Raw genomic sequence first — 19,174 nt, 5'->3', positions numbered from 1 at the left:
TCTTTCCCGCCGCGTCCTAGACAGGGCAGCCTCTCTGCAGGCTGCCCTGCTTGCTGTGCTCCGCACGCCAGAGCTGACCCAGAGCGTTTCTTAAGGCTTTGTGGGCTGCCCTGTCCTGAGGCCCCCAAAAGGTGCTTGCACAGCGCCGGAAGGCGTCCAGGACCGCCTGAAGCCGCGCCGCTTTGTCCCACCATGCTGCCCCTGACCTTTGCGCAGGCCGCCGGTTGTGGTCTAGGCTAGAGGGCGGATTCCACATTAACGGTTCCACCCCACTGGCTTGTTGTGTTCACCTTTCTTTCCTCCGCTGCTGCGTGCGCCGCACCTGCGCCCGGAGACTTCCCACCGAGGCCCCCATGTTGAATTTCATCGTGAGGCGGCTCATCCAGATTCCTGTGGTGATGCTCGTCCTCTCCCTGATGATTGTCGGCCTGACGCAGCTGCTGACCCCCGAGCAGCGCGCCGCGCCGTACATCCGCAGCGAGCAGCAGGCCGCTCGCCTGGAACAGATCATCGAGCAGCGCGGCCTGCGCGACCCCTTTCCCGTGCAGTATCAGCGCTGGCTGAGCGCGACTCTCAAAGGCGACCTCGGCTATTCCAGAGCCAGCAGCCAGGACGTGATCGTCACCATCAAGGAGCGGCTGCCCCGCACCATCGAGCTGACGATTATCACCGCCATTCCCATCTTGCTGCTGAGCATCTGGCTGGGCACGCTGAGCGCCCTGCACAAGGACAAACTGATTGACCAGACCCTGCGCGTGTTCGTGGTCCTGGGGTACAGTCTCCCCAGTTTCGTGGTGGGGATTCTGCTGCTGGCCGTGTTCTACGCCTATCTGGGCTGGTTGCCCGGCGCGGGGCAGGTCAGTGTGCTGAATCAGTTTGCGCTGTCGGATATTCAGCGTTACACCGGCCTGCTCTCGGTGGACGCTGCCCTCAACGGCCGCTGGGACGTGGCCTGGGACGTGGTGCAGCACCTGGTTTTGCCGTCAGTAACCCTAATTATTGTGCTGAGCGCCAGCATCATCAAAGTGATGCGCAACAACATGCTTGAAGCGCTGACCAGTGACTTTGTGCGCACGGCGCGGGCCAAGGGCCTGTCGAGCCGCGTGGTCAACAACAAGCATGCCCGCCGCAACGCCCTGCTGAGCATTGTCACGCTGGGCGGCTTTCTGATTATCGGTCTGCTGAGCGGTTCACTGATTACCGAAACCATCTTTGCCTACCCTGGGGTGGGACAGTGGGTGGTGCAAGCGGCGCTGGGCGTGGACCTGGCCGCCGTGCTGGGCTTTGCCATGCTCTCGGCCATCATCGTGGTGGTCGTGAGTACGATTGTGGACATTCTGTACGGCGTGATTGACCCGCGCGTGAGGTTTGACTGATGCCCCATTTCCCCCTCCCCCGGAGAACCGCATGACCACCGTCGCCGCGCCCAAAGCCCAGAACCGCAGCGGCTGGCAGCTGTTCTGGACCAGCCCCGCTGTACGGAAACTGCGCCGTAATCCCCTGGCGATCACAGGGCTCATCATCACGCTGCTCTTTGGCCTGATCGCTCTGTTTGCGCCCCTGATTGCAGTTCCCAAAGACCGCAGCAATTGCCTGCGCGACCTGAACATCACCGAACGCAACCAGATTTTTAGCCCAGTAAGCGGCGCCTTCTGGCAGGCCACTCTGGCACCGCCCAAGAGCTGTTACCTGACGGAGCGCCTGAGCTTTCAGCAGCAGCCCACCGCCCCCAATCAGGATGCGCTCTTTGGCACAGTCAACGGCTACAACATCTTTTACGGTCTGATCTGGGGCACCCGCACCGCCCTGAAACTGTCGTTCATCATCGTGGGGATCACGCTGCTGACCGGCGTGATTATCGGGGCCATCAGCGGCTACTACGGCGGCTGGATTGACAACCTGATTCAGCGCTTTATCGACGTGCTGTTTGCCCTGCCGCCGCTGATTTTGACGGTTGTGATTCTGACGATCTTGCGTGCTCGCCTGAGCGGCGGGGGCGTCTATGATCCCACCATTCCCATGATCGTGGCGTTCTGTATTGCAGGCTGGGCCGGTTACGCCCGCCTCATTCGCGGCGAGGTGCTACGGACTCGTCAGCTGGAGTATGTGGACGCCGCCCGCAGCCTGGGCGCCCGCGACTTCCGCCTGATCATGAAACACGTGGTGCCCAACAGCGTGGCGGCCGTCTTTACCACCGCTGTGCTAGACCTGGCCACGGTGCCGCTGACCATCGCGGGCCTGTCTTTCCTTGGCCTGGGCTTTGAGCCGGGTTACTCGGAGTGGGGCCAGTTGGTGGACTTCGCACGCGCGTGGCTGAAGCCTGAATACTGGTACGTGCTGGTGTATCCAGCGGCCTTTATCGTGCTGTTCAGCCTGGCCTTCAACCTCTTCGGTGACGGGCTGCGCGACGCGCTCGATCCCAAGTCCCGCTAAAGCACACAGTCAAGGCGCCGCTTCCTTTCAACGGGGAAGCGGCGCCCTTCTTTTGGACGTAGCATTCACCCATTTAATGTGCGCGAGGCTGTCTCAACGATTCGGCCTCAGGGCTTGAGAACGGAGCCCAGAGCTACCCCACACCACAAGTTGAGGCGGCTTCGATATGCCACAGATGACTCTCCGACCTGGCTGTCTGGTAGGGCGCTACTCTCCAAAGCGCGTGAACGGGTTACCCGTCCTGTGCGGGGCTTCTTACCCAACGGTCGAGGCTAGCCCAGGCCAGCAGGTGTCCACCCGCTGCCAGCACCAGCAGGAAGAGGGCTAGACCCCAGGCCGGAGCAAAGGCGCCGGCCAGCAGCAGCGGCACGCCAGGCACCCCAGCCAGCTGAAAGGCCCCTGTCAGCGCCGCCTGAGGGGCGGGCCACTGGGTGTTCTGGGCGGCGCGGCGTGCCAGTAGATACGCCATCAGCCCCAGACCGGCGGCCAGGCCTGCCAGCACCACAGCCGCTCCTAGCGGCAACTCCGACTGGCCACTCAGCCACTGCGCCGCGCCCACTCCCACACTGGGCACTGCCAGTACCAGCAGCGCCAGCAGGTAGGCGCGGCGCGCCGCCCGAAGAAGTCCCGCGCGGCTCCCGGTCTTCAGGTCCTGCCCAAACTGTTCAAGCATGGGTCAGGTGCAGCGTGGCGGCCTGCCCAGCCACCTCCACCGCCGCGCCCTGTGGCAGGTCCTTGCGAATCCGGGTCACGCTGCCTGGCCCGGCATGCAGCCCAGCCTGCCCCACCACCCGGCCTTCGTGAGTGACCTCGCTGCCAGCCGGCCATGGGCCCGCCCCCTCCAGACGGGCCAGGTGATAGCGGGCATTGCCCCGCGCCTCCAGGCGCGCCATGATCTCCTGCCCCACGTAACACCCCTTGCGGTAGCTGATGGCTGGGAGGGGGCCGCTCAGGTCCAGCCCAACCTCCTGCGGCAGGGTGCCTTCCAGGGCGTCGCGGGTGATGTCAGGCAGCCCAGCCGTCACGCGCGCTGCGTCCAGGTCCTCCAGAGGCCGCTCCGACCCCGGCAACGCCGCCAGGACGGCCGCCTCTTCACGCGCCAGGTAATGCAGGTCCAGGCCAGGTGTGCCGGTGCGGTTCACGCGCCCAGCCAGGACGGCCGCGCCGTCCAGGGCCAGCAACTGCGCCTCACCGCCGGCCAGGTCCCAGCTGGGGACGTCCACTGCCTGCCAGACATGCACCGTCCTGAGGTCAGCAGAGGTGTCCTGAATCTCTACCTGATCAAACACGATATAGCGCCGGAGCCGCGCGGCCAGGGCGTCCGCCTGCCCCTCGTCCAGATGAATGTAGACGTCCTGTTCACGGCGATAGACGCGCGCAAACTGCTCAATCTGGCCGCGCACATTCAGAAACGCGCAGGCCACCAGGCCCGGCGTGGGCGCGGCGCGCAGGTTGTTGGTCATCTGACCATGCACAAAATCCACGCGGTCCGCGCCCGTGACGCGCAGACTGCTGGAAGGAATTCGGGTCCACATGAGGCCCAGGGTAAGCCAAGGCGGCCCGCAGGTCTGCGAGGCGACTCGCAAGTGGCCGGAGAAGGCGGGACTTCCTGGTTGGCCGCCTGACCTTACCGCCCTCCGGGCATGCCAGGAATGGGAGTGCTTATTTATGCTCGGCTCAGTGAAATGCCGCTCAGCACTTTCAGAGCGAACGACGCCTGCTAAGCACTCCATCCGCTAGATCAAGCTCTCCAACTGAGGTCAAAAGAAAAATCCCCGTCTAGGACGAGGATTCTTTTCTGTGGTGGCGATGCCCGGACTTGAACCGGGGACCTAACGATTATGAGTCGTTCGCTCTAACCAGCTGAGCTACATCGCCTTGAAAAAACCCCGCTTGCAGCGGGGCCTCTTGGTGGAGCTGAGGGGATTCGAACCCCTGACCTTCTGAATGCCATTCAGACGCGCTCCCAACTGCGCCACAGCCCCAGGTTGTTCTGTTGGCCTCGTTTGAGGCTCAGATAGATTAACAGCGCCCCCCCAGGCTGTCAACACCAAATTCAGGCGGGGGCCACGCGCTGCTGGGCGCTGAGCTGCACGTAGCCCTCAATCAGGTGAATGATCACCGGGTTATGGGTATGGACCCCGTGCGCCTCGCCCGCGCCGCCTTCCTCGATAAAGTGGGCGATCAGGGCGGCCTCGCCGTCGCGGGCCAGCAGGAAGGCGCGCTGCCCCGGCGCCGCGATACTGGGCAGGCCCGCCAGCTCGGCGCGGCGCAACGTGACGCCTCTGGGGCTCAGGCGCTCCAGACGGTCGGCTAGCGTGGCCTCACCGGCCATGTACAGGCTGCGCCGTGCGTTCAGGGTCAGGTCTTCACAGAGGCTGCGAATGGCCGCCTCGCCGTACAGGTGATACACCGCTTCGGGGGCGGGGTCGGGGGCCAGGCGCGAGAGGTCACGGTCCAGGGCCCCCAGCCGGTCGTCAAAGGACCGCCGGGCGCGGGCCAGGTACTCGCGGGCACTGAGCGGCGCGTATTCCAGGGGGTTCTGCCCCACCTTGGCGGCCAGGCCCCGGCCTTCCAGGCGTTCGAGGGTTTCGTAGATTTTGGGTCGGGGAATGCCGGCCTGGCGCGCAACGCGGGCCGGCACCGCGCGCCCCAGGGCCAGCAGGGCGGTGTAGGCACGGGCCTCGTATTCGGTCAGCCCGAGCGCTTGCAGGTGAATCACGGCGCTCATTGCCTCCCAGCATACGGGATGGGGGGCGCGACGGAACGCCGCAGAGGCCTAGCACGGTCAGGACGGCCTGTGCCGCTCTCGTCATGCGGTGGCCAGTTGCCACAGCTGAACGACCTTTACTTTGACCATGTCCCCGCCAAAAGGCCGCGAAACATCTTCACAGCAAAATTTTTGATCCCACCCGTCAAGGCCTGGCTCTGAAACGCCCTGCGCCCGAAGATGTGGGGAAACGGCAAGATTCAAAAGGCTTGTGCAGCAGCTGGCACACACCACCCTTCCTCAGGTTCGTGGAGCAGCCCCAATGCCGTTCTCAGCCCATCCCGCTCCAATCACTTCCGATCTTGGTGTTCTGTCTCAATCCATAGGGCCGCCTGTCCCGGCGACGTCCAGAAGCTGACCGCCCTAGCCCTGGGGCATATCGGCTTCGATCAGGGTGCCGTGGCCAGGACTGGACAGTACGCGGTACTCCCCGCCCCGCGCCTCGATCCGCTCGCGCATCTGCAGCAGCCCCAGGCCGCCCGCACTGCTGACCCGGCCGGTCAGGCCAGCCGGGTCAAAGCCGGCGCCGTCGTCCTGCACGCGCAGGGTCACGCGCTCGCCGCCGTGGAGGGTCACCTTGACCTCCTGGGCGCGGGCGTGTTTGGCCACGTTGTTCAGGCTCTCCTGAAGGATACGGAACACCACCGCCTCGTCGCCCGGCGAGAGATGCACGTCGCCGCTGATGTTCAGGGTCACGCGCACGCTGTTCTGTTCACCAAAATCCAGCACGTAGCGCTGCACGGTTTCCAGCAGGCCGTAGCGCTCCAGGTCAATGGGGCGCAGCGCAAAGATAGAGCGCCGGACCTCCCGAATCTGTTCGCGCAGCAGCGTCGTGGCGGCGCGCACCTCGGTCTCGGCCTTGGCGGGATCGGCGTGCAGTTGCCGCGCCACGATGTCCAGTTTCAGGGCGGCAAAGGCCAGCGACTGCGCCACGCCGTCATGAATCTCGCGGGCGATGCGGGCGCGCTCGTCACTGATGGCCAGTTCCTCGGAATACAGATAGGCGCGGGCGTTGCGCACCGCCAGAGTGGCCTGCCCGGCCATCAGGGCCAGCAGCGACACGCGGGCCGCGTCAAAGGCGCGGTCACGGGCGTCCCCCAGCACGATGACGCCCACCAGGCCCTCCTCGTCGCGCATGGGCAGACCCAGCACACTGCGGGCGTCGGCAAAGACCTCGGCAGCGTCCCCACCGGCCGCGCTTTGCGGCTCGCCGGCCTGCGCCACCTGCTGCGCAAAGGGCGGCGCCGGCAAGCCGCCGCGTTTCTCGCCGTGGCGGTCCTGGGCGTATTCCAGGCGCAGCACGCCGTCCTGGTCACTTAAAAAGATAGCGCGGGCCTCGGCGCCCACCCGCTCGGCCATCGTGCGGGTCACGCGGGCCAGCAGGCGGCGCAGGTTGCGCTCGGCGCGGATGCTCTGGTCCACGGAATACAGCGTCATGAGGTCCAGGGTGCGCTGACGCACTGCTTCCACACCGCGCGCCACCTCGGCGGCCAATGCCTGGGCCAGCGCCTCGGTGTCCTCACCTGGGGGGTCTGTAAAGCCCAGCGCCAGCGCCCCGCCGCCCGGCACCGGCACCTTGAGGGCGTGCCGGACCTCCGGGGGCGGGGTGGGGGCCGCGCTGGCACTCAGCCCGCCAGGGACCGTCAGGGTGGCGTGGGCGGCGCCGGTGACCCGCAGGGCGCCCCGGGCCGCCACATCCAGCACGGCGCCCATGTCGGGGGCGTCAGTCAGGTCGCGCATCAGGGCCTGCACTGCGCCGAGTTGGGCGTGACTGGCACTCAGCTGGCCATACAGGTCGCGCAGGTCGCGCTCGGCGCGTTCACGGGCGCGGGTGCCCTGGGCAATCCACTCCACCGAAAAATACGTCACCGCTGGCCCCACCAGGCCGTAAAACAGCAGGTGCGCCCACAGCTCCTGACGCGACGAAGGCAGGCGCGAAATCAGAAATTCCACCACCCCCACCACCAGCACGATCAGGGGCGGCAGCACGTTGCGCACAACCCGCACCCGGTCTGAGAGCCGGAAGCCGCGCTCCTCGGTGTCGGCGGGGGGTTCGGGAACCAGCGTGATCACCTCGGCTGAGGTGTCTGTCAGGTCACCAGGCCGGCTCAGGGGGTGCCCTCGGTGGGCTCGGGCCCCTGTGAAGGAGGCAGCGCCGCTGGACCCCGGCGCGCGGCGTCCTCGACCTTCCAGCCCACCTGACGCAGCAGGCCGCGAAACAGGCGGCTCTCGGCGCTGGACATCAGCGCGCGGTCCAGCACGGCCCGCCATAGGCGCAGGGTATGGCGGGCCCGCACGGCGTCGGTGTAGCCAATCAGGCGCATCGTCTCGTGCAGGTGGCCGTACATGGCTTCCATCTCTTCGCGGGTGGCGGTCTTGCGCGTGCGCTCGGGCAGCTCGTCCACGCCCTGCAAGAACTCGTAGCAGACCAGCAGCACCGCCTGGGACAGGTTCAGGCTGGCGTACTCGGCAGTGGGCACCCGCACCGTCACCTGGCACTGTTCAAGGTCGCTGTTGATCAGGCCCGTTTCCTCGGGCCCAAAGACCAGGGCCGGGGCCGCCGCCGCGCGCACCAGGGGCCGCAGGTGGCCGGGGTGCTGCGGGGCAGGCAGGTCGGCGCGCAGGCGGGCCGTGGTGCCCACGCTCAGGTCGCGGTCGGCCAGGGCCTCACGCAGGGTGGGATACAGGCGCGCTTCGCGCAGAAGGTCAGCGGCGTGCACCGCCATCGCCACCGCCCCCGAATCCAGATGATCGCAGCGTGGGGCCACCAGACGCAGGTCGCGGGCGCCCATATTCAGCATGGCGCGCGCGGCGGCGCCAATGTTGCCAGGGGTTTTGGGAGAGACAAGCACGACGGCCAGATTCACGCCCCTGATGCTATCAGTCTGCTTCTGGACAGGGCCTTACGGCGAGGCCAGCAGCGGCGTCTCGCCCGTGACATGAAGCCCCCAGCCCAGGTCGTGCGCCAGTTCCTCGGGGGTGTCACCCCAGGAATCCATGCTCAGGTGGGCGGCGCCGCGGGCCCGCAGCTGCGCCGAGACTCCGGCCAGCAGGGCGGCGCGCAGGCCGGTGTGGCGCCATGGCAGGGCCACCCCCGGCGCGTCCAGGCGACCCACCGGGCGGCCGTCCTCGTCGTCTATCGCGGCGCGGCATACGCCCACCCCGCGCCCAGCCCCGTCGAGTGCCACGAGGCTGAGTTGCGGGTCAAAGCCGCCGGCGCCGTCCTGGGCGGCCTCGGGGGTCACGGCGTGGTGGCCGATGCGGTCCTCGAAGGTGCGCAGGGCCTCCAGCCGGGCCTGCCCTGGGGTTTCAGCCAGGGCGCGCAGGGTGACCCCGGCGGGTGGCGGCGCGGCGCGGTAGGGCGGGCGGCCCTCCAGGCGGCGGTAGGCGCCGACCTCGCGCCAGCCGGCCGACAGCAGCGGCTCGGGGGTAAACAGGTGGCCGTCGGCAAACACGTAGGCGCGGCCCACCCCAGCGTAGGCCGCGCCCACCAGCAGCGCGGTGACTTCGGCGCGGCGGGGGCCAGCAAACACGCCGCCCAGCAGTTCCGTGCCGTGGGCCGGGCTGGGCCGCGCGCCCGCCGCGCCCACCACGACCTCGCGCGCCTGGCCGTCCAGCAGCTGCACCTCCGAGACCAGCCAGGCCGCCACGCAGCTCTGGGCCATCCAGGCGACCTCTGAAACAGGCACTTCATAGAGCGCCGCCAGGGCCGGGGTCAGAGCCTCCGGGGCCACCGCCTCGGCGTGCAGGTCGCCCAGTTCGACCTCGCTGCTCATGCCTCCAGCCCGGCCACAGGCACCAGGGGCGCGGCCTGCACCTCAGCGTATAGGGCCAGGTAAGCAGCCGCCGGGCCGTCCCAGCTAAAATTCAGCGCCATGCCGCGCTTCACGCGCGCGCGCCAGTCGGGGCGATTGGCAAACGCCGCCAGGGCCTCACGGCACGCGGCCGCGAGGGCGTCCGGGGTTTCGGGGCCAAACCGGAAGCCCACGTCAGCCGACACCGTGTCCACCAGGCCGCCAGTTTCGCGTACCACCGGCAGGGTGCCGTAGCGCATGGCAATCATCTGCGACAGGCCGCAGGGTTCGAAGCGGCTGGGCATGGCAAAAGCGTCGGCCCCAGCGTAAATGCGGTGGGCCAGGGCCTCGTGCATGCCCTGCACGAACACCACGCGCCCGTGTTCGGCCCACTCGCGCAGCCCCTCTTCTAAGCGGGAGTCGCCGCTGCCCAGCACGACCACGTTCCAGTCCTGCACCAGTTCGGGCAGCGCCGAGAGCAGCACGTCCATGCCCTTTTGCTCAGCCAAGCGGCTGACCGCCCCCAAAATAGGCGCGCCGTCCAGCCCGAACTCGGCGCGCAGGGCGCGGCCAGCGGCCACCTTGCCGCGCAGGTCGCGGTAAGGGCGAATATGCTCGTCCTCACGGGGGTTCCAGCGGTCCTGGTCCAGGCCATTGATGATGCCGCTCAGGCGCCCCTCTGCACTGATGCGGGCCAGCAGGCCCTCCAGCCCCTCGCCGTACGTGTGGGTCAGGATTTCCTGGGCGTAGGTGGGGCTCACCGTCGTGACCTGCGAGGCAAACACCAGTCCCGCTTTCATGAGGCTCACATCGCCGTGAAATTCCAGCGTGTCGGGGGTAAAGGCCCAGCCGGGCAGGCCCGTCCAGGGCGCGCCATCATGAATATTCCAGCGGCCCTGGTACTGCAGGTTATGCACGCTGAAGACGCCCGGTACGCCGGCCAGACGTGCCCAGGCCACACTGAGCCCGGCCTGCCAGTCGTGGCCGTGCACCACGTCCGGGGTCAGCGACAGGGCCGCCAGCGCGGGCCACACGGCCCGGCCAAACTGGGCAAAGCGCCACACGTCGTCCTGGTGATACAGGCCAGGGCGGTCAAAGGGGGTCAGGCCCAGAAAGAGGTAGCGCACGCCCTCTGACTTCACCTCACCAATGCGCAGGGTGCCCAGGTCGGGGGCACCGGGCGCCTGCACCTCGCCGCGCCAGACTTCCCGCACCTCCTGGCAGATATCGGCATACCACGGCGACACCACCGTCACTTCGGCGCCCTGGGCCGCCTGCACGGCCGGCAGGGCGCCCAGCACGTCGCCCAGCCCGCCAGAACGCGAGAACGGAAACACCTCGGAAGCCACATGCACCACACGCATACCCGCACTGTACCTGCCGCCCCCGGCCAGGGCGCAGGGTTTGACAACACGAGAAGGGCGCTGCTACACTTCCCCTCGCCTTGAAAGGCGGCTGTGCCCACGGGCTCTTAGCTCAACGGTCAGAGCAGTCGGCTCATAACCGATTGGTTGCCGGTTCAAATCCGGCAGGGCCCACCACAGGTCAATGTTTGGGCGGTTAGCTCAGTGGTAGAGCATTCGCTTCACACGCGAAGGGTCGTAGGTTCAAATCCTATACCGCCCACCAACTCAGACGAACAAAACCCCCAGGTCTCCCCTGGGGGTTCGTCTTGTGTAGCGGTGCCTCTCGTTTCTGTCGCTCCCCTGCATACTGCCCTTTATCGCTCAGTCAGCTTTGAAAGAGTTTCTCGAAGCCTGAGCTACACGCATTGAACTGAGAAGGCCCTGACACTGAGGCGGGGCCTTTGGCTTGGGGTCTCCCCTACCAGTTCACGATTGCCAGCCCTGCCGCCCGTGCTTGCCTGATCATGTCTGCTGTGCCGGTATCACCGAGAAGGCCCAAGCACCCGTCTACAGCGGTGCAGGTCGCCTATCTGGGCTAGGTCGCGTTTCACGCCCCCCAGCTTAAACCGCCCACCCGAAGGCAGGCGGTGTCAACCAGTGGCTGTCAGTTGGCGCGGAAGACGGGGGCGCCCACCCAAGTCCCATTGACTTTGCAAAAGCCGTAGACCTCCAGCGACAGGCCATAACTGAATCCCCGGTAGATGGACTTGTGGCTCTCGTTGAAATCCCAACTGGGGGCCTGATACGGCGCCCACATCTTGATGTTCATGCGCACCGCGCCGTCGTTCTGGTGAATAACCTGGAAGTAGTTGCTGCTGGTTCCGATCTCCTGAAACTGCTTCATGACGCAGCGCCCACCTGCAAATTCGACACGGCGGATCATCGGCATATTGGCCTCGGCCGCGGTCAACAGCTGGCTCCCGGCAGCCGGCGAGGCGGCTTGCGCGACTTCAGCTGCTGGGGGCGTCGTGGCATTACACGCAGTAATCAGAAGGGTACTGAGACCGAGCAGGGCGACTTTGCGCATGAGGATTCTCCTTAGGGCTTGAATGGGTGAGGGGCAGCGAGAGCCGTTGACTTTGTAGTCAGAGGCACAACTGAGGGAACCGGACTATTTGGCCATTCCCGGCCTGACTGAAGTTGTGAATTGGCTCAAGGCCGTGAAAAGGAAGCATCTTGCCGCCATCCCTCCCCGCCCCCGCCAGCGCAATCCCTTCCTAGATCTTCAGCCGTGGCTGGCCATCACGCGCCGCTGCCCACTGGGTCGTCTGGAATGCAATGGATTCAAGAGAGCTTGACTCCATCTTCAATCAGGCGGCGGACACTCCCTTCGCCCCGATACGCGGCGCTGAACTCGTACCATCCTTGTGCCTTAGCCTGGCCCAGAACGAGGCCCTTGAGCGCATAGACGTTCGTGCTGCTGGCTTGGGCCAGAGTGATGGCCTGATCTGGCCAGCAGATCAGGGTGCCGCCGCTGAACTGGAGTGAACCATCTCCCGGTTACAGGCCCACTGTGCGGGTTGCCAATACCTCTGAGCTGCGTCAAAAGACCGAAGAACACGATGATGCCGACGCACCAATTCACCGCGAAGAGGGGTTGACTTGGAGTGCAAAAAATGAGGCAGGGGCGGTACTTATGAGCCGTCCCGACCTCACTGTGCCCCCCTGTCCACCGCTGACACGCGCCTCAGTCGCTGAGTCGGCCCACACCACGCCTACGAGAACATCTCTGGTGAAGAACTCTTGGCGGCCGCGCTTCTTCGGAAGCTGCACACAGTGCCGTACTTCGGCCGGTGGTGGCAGTTTCTCCAGTTGAACCACTGCCCGCACTTCCCATCTGAACTGCAGGCCCAGCGCCGACTCAATGGTCGAGCGTCTGGCCACCCAACTCCAGCGTCTGGATTTCGTCGCTGTCGCTGTGGATTCGGCGCCGCTGTCCGTCTCGGCCTCCAAGCGGGCGCCACGGTGCAAGTTTCGTGGGACTCGTGATGGATTCAGCGCAGCGGGGCCAGTGTACGGCTTCAAATTGCATGCGTGGAGCGCCCGGTACGGCAACATCGAGCGCTATAAGATTCGTCCCGCCAATGAACATGATGTCAGCGTGCTGTGCGAGATGAATGCAGAGTGGAGACAAGGGCTATCAGTCCGGCACCTGCCTGACCCCGCTGAAGGTTAATGGCAAGCAAGTGGATCCGCGCTGGAAGAACGAAGACGGCGCTGCAAGAAAGTGCATCGAGTCTGCGTTCTCTATGCTCGTCAACGCTGGCGACAGGTTAGAACCTACCTCAGTCGCCGCTTGAGGGTCACGTTGGGCATCCTTGCCCACAACCTCAAATCATTGACCTCAAGAGCTGATCGCCGCCCTGTCAACCCCTCTTCCCGACAATTTAGACGAAGAAAGCCCCGCCAGCTTTGGCAGGGATCAGTTTTGAAGACGGCGGTTCCTTACAACTCCGGCGACGCCAGGTGCCTCCCAATTGCCGGCTAACACACCACAACAGTTCGCCTGGTCCCTCCTCCTCAAGTCACCTGGGGGCCAGACACCGGGCGCAGCAACTCCTCTCTCTGCTACCGCCGAAGCAGCGCACATTGGTAAAGACAAAAAAGAAACCACCGCACTAGACGGTGGTTGTCTTTGGTGGAGGCTTGGGGATTCGAACCCCAGACCCTCCGCTTGCAAAGCGGATGCTCTCCCGCTGAGCTAAGCCCCCTCAGCGGTGGGCACTGTAGCAGAGGCGCGCCCGCTTGGCAAGCGTGAGCCACATGACGCAGGCACAGGAGGCGCAGCGGCGCTAGCCTGGGCCTATGTTTCGCCGCCGTCCTCCCCTGCCGCCCTTTCCACCAGGCGCGGTGCTGGTGGGCGGCGCCGCCCGCGACTGGCAGCGGGGCGTCGTGGCCAAAGATTACGACTGGGCCGTGCCCGACCCGGCCGGGGCCGCGCAGCAGTTGGCTTCCTCAACAGGCGGCTCGGCTTTTCCTTTAGACGAAGAACGTGGGTACTGGCGGGTCAGCGCACCGGGCGGAATCCAGCACGACCTGGTGCCCCTGCCCAACGACCTGACGGCCGATCTCCGCCGCCGGGATTTCACGGTCAATGCGCTGGGGGTACTGGCCAGCGGCAAAGTCATTGACCCGACGGGCGGTCTGGCTGACCTGCGCGCCCGCCGCCTGCGCATGGTCTCGGCCGAGAATCTGCGCGCCGACCCGCTGCGCGCGTGGCGGGCCGCCCGCTTTGAAGCCACGCTGGGTTTTCGGCTGGAGAGCGCCACTGAAGCGGCGGTGCGTTCGGTGGCGGCTGACTTGGCGGGCAGCGCGCTGACCCTGCCCGCCGCCGAGCGCATCCGGGACGAGCTCCACGCCCTGCTGCTTCACCCGGAAGCGGCGCGCGGCTTGCTGCGCTTAGAGGACCTGGGCCTGCTGGCCCTGACCTTACCCGAACTGCGCGAGGGCCTGGGGCTGACCCAGGGTGGCTTTCACCATCTGGACGTGTTTCATCACGGGTTAGAAGCGCTACATCAGCTGCTGGCCCGCCGCCCCGACGCGCCCTTGCCGCTGCGCTGGGCGGCCCTGCTGCACGATGTGGGCAAGCCCCGCACCCTGGCGCGCGATCCCCAGACGGGCCGGGCCTCGTTTTACGGGCACGACAAGGTCGGCGCCGCCCTGGCTGCCCAGCTCCTGACCCGCCTGAAACTGCCAGGCGACGACATTCGCCGCGTCTCGGCGCTGGTGGGGGCGCATATGGTGCCGCTGCCCGCAGGTGAGCGCGAGGCCCGGCGCTTTGTCCACCGCCGCCGCGACCTCTTGCCCGACCTGCTGAGCGTCATGCTGGCTGACCGCGAAGCGGCGCGTGGGCCCGCCAGCAGCGAGGCGTCGCGCCGGGCCTACGCCCACGCCATGAGCCTGGTGCTGGCAGCGCTGGAGGCCCAGCCAACTCCACCCGCACCACTGCTGCGCGGCGAGGACCTGATGGCGCTGCTGGACACGCCGCCAGGGCCCCGCATTGGGCAGGTCAGCCGCGCCCTGGCCGAGGCGGCGGCCCTAGGCGAGGTGCAGACCCCCGAACAGGCGCGCGCCTTCGCCGTGCGCTGGGCGCAGGCCAACCCCGAACCCGCCTAGCCGCTGCAACCGTCTGTCAGAGGCGCGAGAGCCTGGGGCCGCTATGCTCGGGCGCAATATGGAAGCGCTCCATCCTGACCACGCCCACGACGCCCACCCCATCACGCCCGAGTGGGTGACGGACGCGGTGTTCTACCAGATTTTTCCCGACCGCTTCGCCCGTTCGGGGCGGGTGGGGGGCCTGAACCTGCAACCCTGGGGCGACAAACCGCATTTTCACCGCTACATGGGCGGCGACCTGTGGGGCGTGACCGCCCGGCTGGACCACATCCAGAGCCTGGGGGTCAATGCCATCTACTTCTGCCCGGTGTTTCAGTCGGCGGCCAACCACCGCTACCACACCCACGACTATTACCAGGTCGACCCGATGCTGGGCGGCAACGAGGCCCTGCGCGTCCTGATTGACGAGGCGCACGCACGCGGCATTCGCGTGGTGCTAGACGGCGTGTTTAACCACGCCAGCCGGGGCTTTTTTCAGTTCAACGACCTGCTGGAACAGGGCGAGGCCAGCGCCTACCGCGACTGGTTTCATGTCGAGGGCTGGCCGCTGCAGGCTTACGACGACACCCGGCCTGCCGGGTACGCGGCGTGGTGGGGCAACCGCGCGCTACCCAAGTTCAACACGAATCATCCGGCGGTGCGCGAGTTTCTGTGGGACGTGGCCGAGCACTGGATTCGTTTCGGCATTGATGGCTGGCGCCTGGACGTGCCCAACGAGATTGACGACGATTCGTTCTGGCAGGAGTTCCGCCGCCGCGTCAAGGCGATTAACCCCGACGCCTACATCGTGGGGGAAATCTGGGGCGACGCCCACCGCTGGCTGCGCGGCGACCAGTTTGACGCCGTGATGAACTATCACTTCACCCGCCCCTGCCTGGCCTTTTTTGGCGCCCAGACCCTCGACCACCCCATGAACGAGCGCAGCGGCACCGGCCGCGTAGAGCCGATGGACGCCGCCGCCTTCGGGGCCCGCATGACCGAAGTCACGCAGCTCTATCACCCGGATGTGGTGCGGGTGCAGCTCAACCTGCTTGACTCTCATGACACCGCCCGCTTTCTCACCGCTGTGGGCGGCGACGCCACGGCCTACCACCTGGCCACCATTTTTCAGATGACGTACGTGGGCGCCCCCTGCATCTATTACGGCGATGAGATCGGCCTGCCCGGCGGCCCCGACCCCGACTGCCGCCGCGCCTTTCCCTGGGAAGAGGGCACGTGGAACCAGGACACCCTGGCCCTGACCCGCGCCCTGACCGCCGCCCGCCACGCCACGCCCGCCCTGGGCCGAGGCACCTTTGAGGTGACCCATGCCCGCGGTGACGGCCTCGTCTATGCCCGCCGCCACGCCAGCGGCAACGCCTACGTGGGCCTGAACACCGGCCTGCAGACCGCGCATCTGCCGTTCACTGGGGTCAAGGCCGGCGCCTACCGTGACGTACTGACGGGCCGCACCGTCCACCTGACCGGCGACACGCCGCTGGGCGTGCCCGGACGGGGAGCGCTGGTGCTCGTGCCGCAGGAGTAAGCGGGGAGGAGGGAGTGGTCAGTGGAAAGGGCACCTTGCTTCCACTGACCACTCCCCACTTACAGCAGCATGACCTCTACGTCGTCTCCGGCGTTCACCGGCTGCCCTTCCGGCACGATCACCAGGGCGCCGGCCTCGGACAGCGAGCGCAGCACGCCGCTGCCCTGCTGACCGTAGTCGCGTACCACGCCGTTCTCGATAACGCCGCGCCAGAAGGCCGTTTTGTCAGGCAGGGCGCGGAAAGATGTGGCGGCGCGCAGCCGCAGGGTCTGGGGCGGCTGACCCGTTAAGGCCGGACGCACGATGACCTGAAACACCACCAGGCTGCTGACCGGATTGCCCGGCAGGCCAAACACCGGCAGCCCGTTCCAGCCGCCCAGGATGGCCGGGCCACCGGGGCGCATTCGCACCTTCCAGAAAGCCACGCGGCCCCGGTCCAGCAGCAGGTCGCGCATGAAGTCGTACTTGCCCATGCTGACGCCGCCGCTGCTCAGCAGCACATCGGCGCCGCCCGCGCGGTCAACGGCAGCTTGCAGGGCCTCGGGGCTGTCAGGGGCGCGGCCCAGGGCCAGCACCTCGCAGCCGCACTCCAGCAGCAGGGCGCTCAGGCCCACACTATTGGAGTCGTACACCTGCCCCGGCGCCAGCGGCTGACCGGGGGGCACCACCTCGTCCCCGGTAGACAGCAGGGCCACGCGCAGGCGGCGGCGCACCGGCACGGCGGCGTGCCCCAGTGCAGCGGCCAGCGCCAGCCGGGGCGCGGTCAGGGGCAGGCCCGCGCGCAGCACCACCTCGCCGGTCCGGAAATCGCCGCCCTCATGGCGCACATCGGCGGGGCTGGCAGGGCGCGCGAGCCAGGTCAGGGCCTCGCCTTCGTCGGTCAATTGCTCGACAGGGCAGATGGCGTCGGCGCCGGGGGGCAGCGGCGCCCCGGTGTAAATCCGCACGCACTCGCCGGGACCAACCGTGCCGGTGAAGGCGGCCCCAGCGCGGCTCTCGCCCACCACCCGCAGGCGCACCGGCTTCTCTGGGCTGGCCTCTAGAGTGTCGGCGGCGCGGGCCGCGATCCCGTCCAAGGCGCTTTCGGTGGCGCTGGGATGACTGACCAGGGCCGGGAGGTCGGCGGCCAGGAGGCGCCCTGCCGCCTCGGCCAGCGGCACTGTTTCGGTGTCCAGGGGGGTCAGCAGCGCGGCGAGCATGGCGCGGGCCTCCTCAACGCTGACGTGCATGGGAAAGGGAGAGGAGGCGGGCAGAGGCGGGCGCATGAAGGCAGGATAGGCGCGCGGCGCACCCACCCGGCCTCTCCCACTTTTAGCCTGTCCGTATGACGCCTGAACACAGGGCTCCTGCCTCCTGGCTGCGCCGAGCGGTGCAGGCCGCCGCGTGGACGGCAGGCCTCTTCCTGCTGGGCCTGGCCGGGCTATGGTGGGCCGGCTGGTGGTCACCCTGGCCGCGCCCGGTGGCGTCCAGGGCCCTGCCTGTCGCTGCCCCGCCCGTGCCGCAGGTTCAGGTCACGCTGCCGCCGCCAGGGTCCCTTGAACCTGCGGCTACCCAGTCAATAGCCTCAAACAAAGTGACCCTGGCCCCCTCCCCTGCTGAAGCGCCAGACACAACCGCTTCATCGGCCGCCGAGCGCCGCGCCCTGGCAGCCCTGAACCGGGTGCGCCGGACAGCAGGGGTGGCCCCGGTACGGGCGCAGGCCGCCTGGACCGGCGGCTGCGCGGCCCACGCACGCTACCTGGTTCGCGAGGACCGCGCCGAACACCGGCAGGACCCGGCCAGTCCCCACCACACGGTGGCCGGCGAAACCTGCGCGCCGGGCCACTACTTCGTGTCGTCTCAGCCGACCTCTGGGATAGAACGGGCAGTCGATTACTGGGCCAGCGGTGCCTTTCACCTGCCGCAGTTGCTGGATCCCCGCCTGACCCAGGTGGCATTTGGCGAGGCGCACGACGGGGCCGGCACGCTGCGCTCGGCGGCGGTGCTGGACGTGCGCCGGGGCCTGAAGGGACGCGGGCGTTACCCCGTGCGTTATCCCGCGCCGGGCGCTCTGATGGCTACTGGTCCCGCCGCCGCGTCGGAGTGGCCAGACCCAGCGGCAGGCTGCGCCGACCAACCGGGCCCCCTGGGCGCCCCGCTGGCCCTGCTGCTCGGGCCAGACCAGAGCAATCAGGTCCGGCGCGCTGCGCTGCGAGTCAATGGCTACGCCGCGCCCGCGTGCCTGCTGACTGCGGCCACCTTCACCGGCGCCTCGGCCAGCGACACGCAGGCGGGCCGGACCATTCTGGGGGCCCAGGGCGCCGCTCTGCTGCTGCCGGGCCAGCCGCTGCCCGCAGGTGCCCAGGTCGAGGTGAGGTTTGTGACGGCGCGCGGCCCGGTGACCTGGACCTTCCGGGTCGCGCCGTGAGTGCGCCTCTCCAGCTGGCCCAGAATGGACAGCTCACCGGGAGGGGGTACACTCCTTGGGGCAGGATGCGCCCACCGGCCCCGAGCAGGACAGTCCGGCCCGGTGGGGAATGGAGACCACAATGAATATTACCCAGGACAAGGTTGTCGAACTGGAATACACCCTGACGGTGGACGGCGAAGTGATTGACCAGAGCGAGGGCGGCGAGCCCCTCGTGTATCTGCACGGCCACAGCAACATCATTCCGGGCCTGGAGCGGGCACTGGAAGGCAAAGGCGCAGGCGACGCGCTGCAAGTCACCGTGGCCCCCGAAGACGGCTACGGCGAGCGCGATGAGGACAGCGTAGAAGACCTGTCGCGCGAGGATTTTGAAGACGACGTGGAGGTCGGCGCGACTTACTACGCCCAGTCTGAGGACGGCAGCGTGATTCCGTTTACCGTGCTGGCCGTCGACGGCGAGACCGTGCAGGTGGACTTCAACCCTCCCCTGGCGGGCATGACCCTGAACTTCGACGTGAAGGTGCTGAGTGTGCGCGACGCCACCACCGAGGAACTGGACCACGGCCACGCCCACGCCGAGGGCGACCACCACCACGACTGAGCAGAAGTGCTCCACAGCGCCCCGTCTCTGAACAAGACGGGGCGCTGTGTTATGAGAGAAGCTTTTTGATCGGGAGAGGCCGAGCCACGTGCACCAGCCCTCCGCCTGGTTCGTTCCTCCCT

At 67.3% G+C, this 19,174-nt stretch carries 15 protein-coding genes, 5 tRNA genes and 1 pseudogene; 9 read left to right on the top strand and 12 right to left on the bottom strand.

Annotated elements, in window-relative coordinates; genetic code table 11:
- The first annotated feature begins 353 nt into the window (after positions 1–353).
- Together K7W42_RS17435 and K7W42_RS17430 are read left to right on the top strand one after the other, a co-directional pair.
- Positions 354–1,376 (top strand): ABC transporter permease, encoded by a 1,023-nt coding sequence (locus K7W42_RS17435; RefSeq protein ID WP_157457315.1) that lies wholly within the window; start codon positions 354–356, stop codon positions 1,374–1,376.
- A 31-nt stretch (positions 1,377–1,407) separates the two neighbouring features.
- Positions 1,408–2,433, top strand: a complete 1,026-nt coding sequence (locus K7W42_RS17430; protein ID WP_157457316.1) for an ABC transporter permease — start codon at positions 1,408–1,410, stop codon at positions 2,431–2,433.
- A gap of 232 nt (positions 2,434–2,665) precedes the next feature.
- Here the strand turns inward: K7W42_RS17430 and K7W42_RS17425 are convergent, their stop codons facing one another.
- The 9 genes from K7W42_RS17425 to K7W42_RS17385 all read right to left on the bottom strand — a co-directional run bounded on the left by K7W42_RS17425 (position 2,666) and on the right by K7W42_RS17385 (position 10,361).
- Positions 2,666–3,106 (bottom strand): hypothetical protein, encoded by a 441-nt coding sequence (locus tag K7W42_RS17425; protein WP_224576202.1) that lies wholly within the window; start codon positions 3,104–3,106, stop codon positions 2,666–2,668.
- Entirely contained in the window at positions 3,099–3,968 is an 870-nt protein-coding gene (ygfZ, locus tag K7W42_RS17420) for a CAF17-like 4Fe-4S cluster assembly/insertion protein YgfZ (RefSeq protein ID WP_224576201.1), read from the bottom strand. Before ygfZ ends, K7W42_RS17425 begins: the two co-directional genes overlap by 8 nt.
- Before the next feature lie 266 nt (positions 3,969–4,234).
- A tRNA-Met gene (locus K7W42_RS17415) sits at positions 4,235–4,311 on the bottom strand.
- A 31-nt stretch (positions 4,312–4,342) separates the two neighbouring features.
- Positions 4,343–4,418 (bottom strand) — tRNA-Ala (locus K7W42_RS17410).
- Between the two features lie 71 nt (positions 4,419–4,489).
- Entirely contained in the window at positions 4,490–5,164 is a 675-nt protein-coding gene (locus K7W42_RS17405; protein ID WP_224576199.1) for a TrmB family transcriptional regulator, read from the bottom strand.
- 402 nt (positions 5,165–5,566) lie between these two features.
- A complete protein-coding gene (locus K7W42_RS17400; RefSeq protein ID WP_224576245.1) occupies positions 5,567–7,267 on the bottom strand; it encodes a GAF domain-containing sensor histidine kinase in 1,701 nt (566 codons plus the stop codon).
- Between the two features lie 44 nt (positions 7,268–7,311).
- Positions 7,312–8,070 (bottom strand): RNA methyltransferase, encoded by a 759-nt coding sequence (locus K7W42_RS17395; protein WP_224576197.1) that lies wholly within the window; start codon positions 8,068–8,070, stop codon positions 7,312–7,314.
- A gap of 36 nt (positions 8,071–8,106) precedes the next feature.
- The gene (locus K7W42_RS17390; RefSeq protein WP_224576194.1) at positions 8,107–8,979 is read right to left on the bottom strand and encodes a hypothetical protein; all 873 of its coding nucleotides are present in this window, start codon (positions 8,977–8,979) and stop codon (positions 8,107–8,109) included.
- A complete protein-coding gene (locus K7W42_RS17385; protein WP_224576192.1) occupies positions 8,976–10,361 on the bottom strand; it encodes a glycogen synthase in 1,386 nt (461 codons plus the stop codon). The genes K7W42_RS17390 and K7W42_RS17385 overlap by 4 nt, the downstream gene beginning before the upstream one ends.
- A 101-nt stretch (positions 10,362–10,462) precedes the next feature.
- Between K7W42_RS17385 and K7W42_RS17380 the strand changes: the two genes are divergently transcribed.
- Positions 10,463–10,538: transfer RNA gene (locus K7W42_RS17380), tRNA-Ile, on the top strand.
- Positions 10,539–10,551: 13 nt separating this feature from the next.
- A tRNA-Val gene (locus tag K7W42_RS17375) sits at positions 10,552–10,626 on the top strand.
- Positions 10,627–11,007: 381 nt separating this feature from the next.
- Here the strand turns inward: K7W42_RS17375 and K7W42_RS17370 are convergent.
- Complete coding sequence (locus K7W42_RS17370; protein WP_157457336.1) at positions 11,008–11,430, bottom strand: hypothetical protein; 423 nt, start codon at positions 11,428–11,430, stop codon at positions 11,008–11,010.
- Positions 11,431–12,039: 609 nt separating this feature from the next.
- Here K7W42_RS17370 and K7W42_RS17365 point away from each other — a divergent pair.
- A pseudogene (locus K7W42_RS17365) lies at positions 12,040–12,744 on the top strand (transposase); the annotation flags it as partial.
- Positions 12,745–13,039: 295 nt separating this feature from the next.
- On the opposite strand, the gene K7W42_RS17360 reads toward K7W42_RS17365, so the two are convergent.
- Positions 13,040–13,114: transfer RNA gene (locus K7W42_RS17360), tRNA-Ala, on the bottom strand.
- A gap of 94 nt (positions 13,115–13,208) precedes the next feature.
- Here K7W42_RS17360 and K7W42_RS17355 point away from each other — a divergent pair.
- Together K7W42_RS17355 and K7W42_RS17350 are read left to right on the top strand one after the other, a co-directional pair.
- Positions 13,209–14,519 carry an HD domain-containing protein gene (locus K7W42_RS17355; protein WP_224576190.1) on the top strand — a complete coding sequence of 437 codons (1,311 nt, stop codon included), beginning with the start codon at positions 13,209–13,211 and terminating at the stop codon, positions 14,517–14,519.
- A 58-nt stretch (positions 14,520–14,577) separates the two neighbouring features.
- Positions 14,578–16,044 carry a glycoside hydrolase family 13 protein gene (locus tag K7W42_RS17350; protein ID WP_224576188.1) on the top strand — a complete coding sequence of 489 codons (1,467 nt, stop codon included), beginning with the start codon at positions 14,578–14,580 and terminating at the stop codon, positions 16,042–16,044.
- Between the two features lie 59 nt (positions 16,045–16,103).
- Here K7W42_RS17350 and K7W42_RS17345 read toward each other — a convergent pair whose 3' ends face one another.
- A complete protein-coding gene (locus K7W42_RS17345; RefSeq protein WP_224576185.1) occupies positions 16,104–17,309 on the bottom strand; it encodes a molybdopterin molybdotransferase MoeA in 1,206 nt (401 codons plus the stop codon).
- 59 nt (positions 17,310–17,368) lie between these two features.
- Here K7W42_RS17345 and K7W42_RS17340 point away from each other — a divergent pair, with 59 nt between their 5' ends.
- Positions 17,369–18,451, top strand: coding sequence for a CAP domain-containing protein (locus K7W42_RS17340; protein ID WP_224576184.1), 1,083 nt, complete (start codon positions 17,369–17,371; stop codon positions 18,449–18,451).
- A gap of 121 nt (positions 18,452–18,572) precedes the next feature.
- On the top strand, positions 18,573–19,052 hold the full coding sequence (locus K7W42_RS17335) for an FKBP-type peptidyl-prolyl cis-trans isomerase (RefSeq protein ID WP_224576181.1): 480 nt from the start codon (positions 18,573–18,575) through the stop codon (positions 19,050–19,052).
- Positions 19,053–19,174: the final 122 nt, after the last annotated feature.

The sequence above is a fragment of the Deinococcus betulae genome, from assembly GCF_020166395.1.
GTDB classification, from domain to species: Bacteria; Deinococcota; Deinococci; order Deinococcales; family Deinococcaceae; genus Deinococcus; species Deinococcus betulae.
The sequence above is the reverse complement of the archived record's forward strand: the minus strand, read 5'-3'. Positions and strand labels throughout refer to the sequence as shown.

Bases quoted from the DNA above. Each gene is read 5' to 3' on its own strand.
- K7W42_RS17435 (WP_157457315.1), top strand. From the start codon at position 354: ATGTTGAATTTCATCGTGAGGCGGCTCATCCAGATTCCTGTGGTGATG.
- K7W42_RS17430 (WP_157457316.1), top strand. From the start codon at position 1,408: ATGACCACCGTCGCCGCGCCCAAAGCCCAGAACCGCAGCGGCTGGCAG.
- K7W42_RS17425 (WP_224576202.1), bottom strand. From the start codon at position 3,106: ATGCTTGAACAGTTTGGGCAGGACCTGAAGACCGGGAGCCGCGCGGGA.
- ygfZ (WP_224576201.1), bottom strand. From the start codon at position 3,968: ATGTGGACCCGAATTCCTTCCAGCAGTCTGCGCGTCACGGGCGCGGAC.
- K7W42_RS17405 (WP_224576199.1), bottom strand. From the start codon at position 5,164: ATGAGCGCCGTGATTCACCTGCAAGCGCTCGGGCTGACCGAATACGAG.
- K7W42_RS17390 (WP_224576194.1), bottom strand. From the start codon at position 8,979: ATGAGCAGCGAGGTCGAACTGGGCGACCTGCACGCCGAGGCGGTGGCC.
- K7W42_RS17385 (WP_224576192.1), bottom strand. From the start codon at position 10,361: ATGCGTGTGGTGCATGTGGCTTCCGAGGTGTTTCCGTTCTCGCGTTCT.
- K7W42_RS17370 (WP_157457336.1), bottom strand. From the start codon at position 11,430: ATGCGCAAAGTCGCCCTGCTCGGTCTCAGTACCCTTCTGATTACTGCG.
- K7W42_RS17355 (WP_224576190.1), top strand. From the start codon at position 13,209: ATGTTTCGCCGCCGTCCTCCCCTGCCGCCCTTTCCACCAGGCGCGGTG.
- K7W42_RS17350 (WP_224576188.1), top strand. From the start codon at position 14,578: ATGGAAGCGCTCCATCCTGACCACGCCCACGACGCCCACCCCATCACG.
- K7W42_RS17345 (WP_224576185.1), bottom strand. From the start codon at position 17,309: ATGCGCCCGCCTCTGCCCGCCTCCTCTCCCTTTCCCATGCACGTCAGC.
- K7W42_RS17340 (WP_224576184.1), top strand. From the start codon at position 17,369: ATGACGCCTGAACACAGGGCTCCTGCCTCCTGGCTGCGCCGAGCGGTG.
- K7W42_RS17335 (WP_224576181.1), top strand. From the start codon at position 18,573: ATGAATATTACCCAGGACAAGGTTGTCGAACTGGAATACACCCTGACG.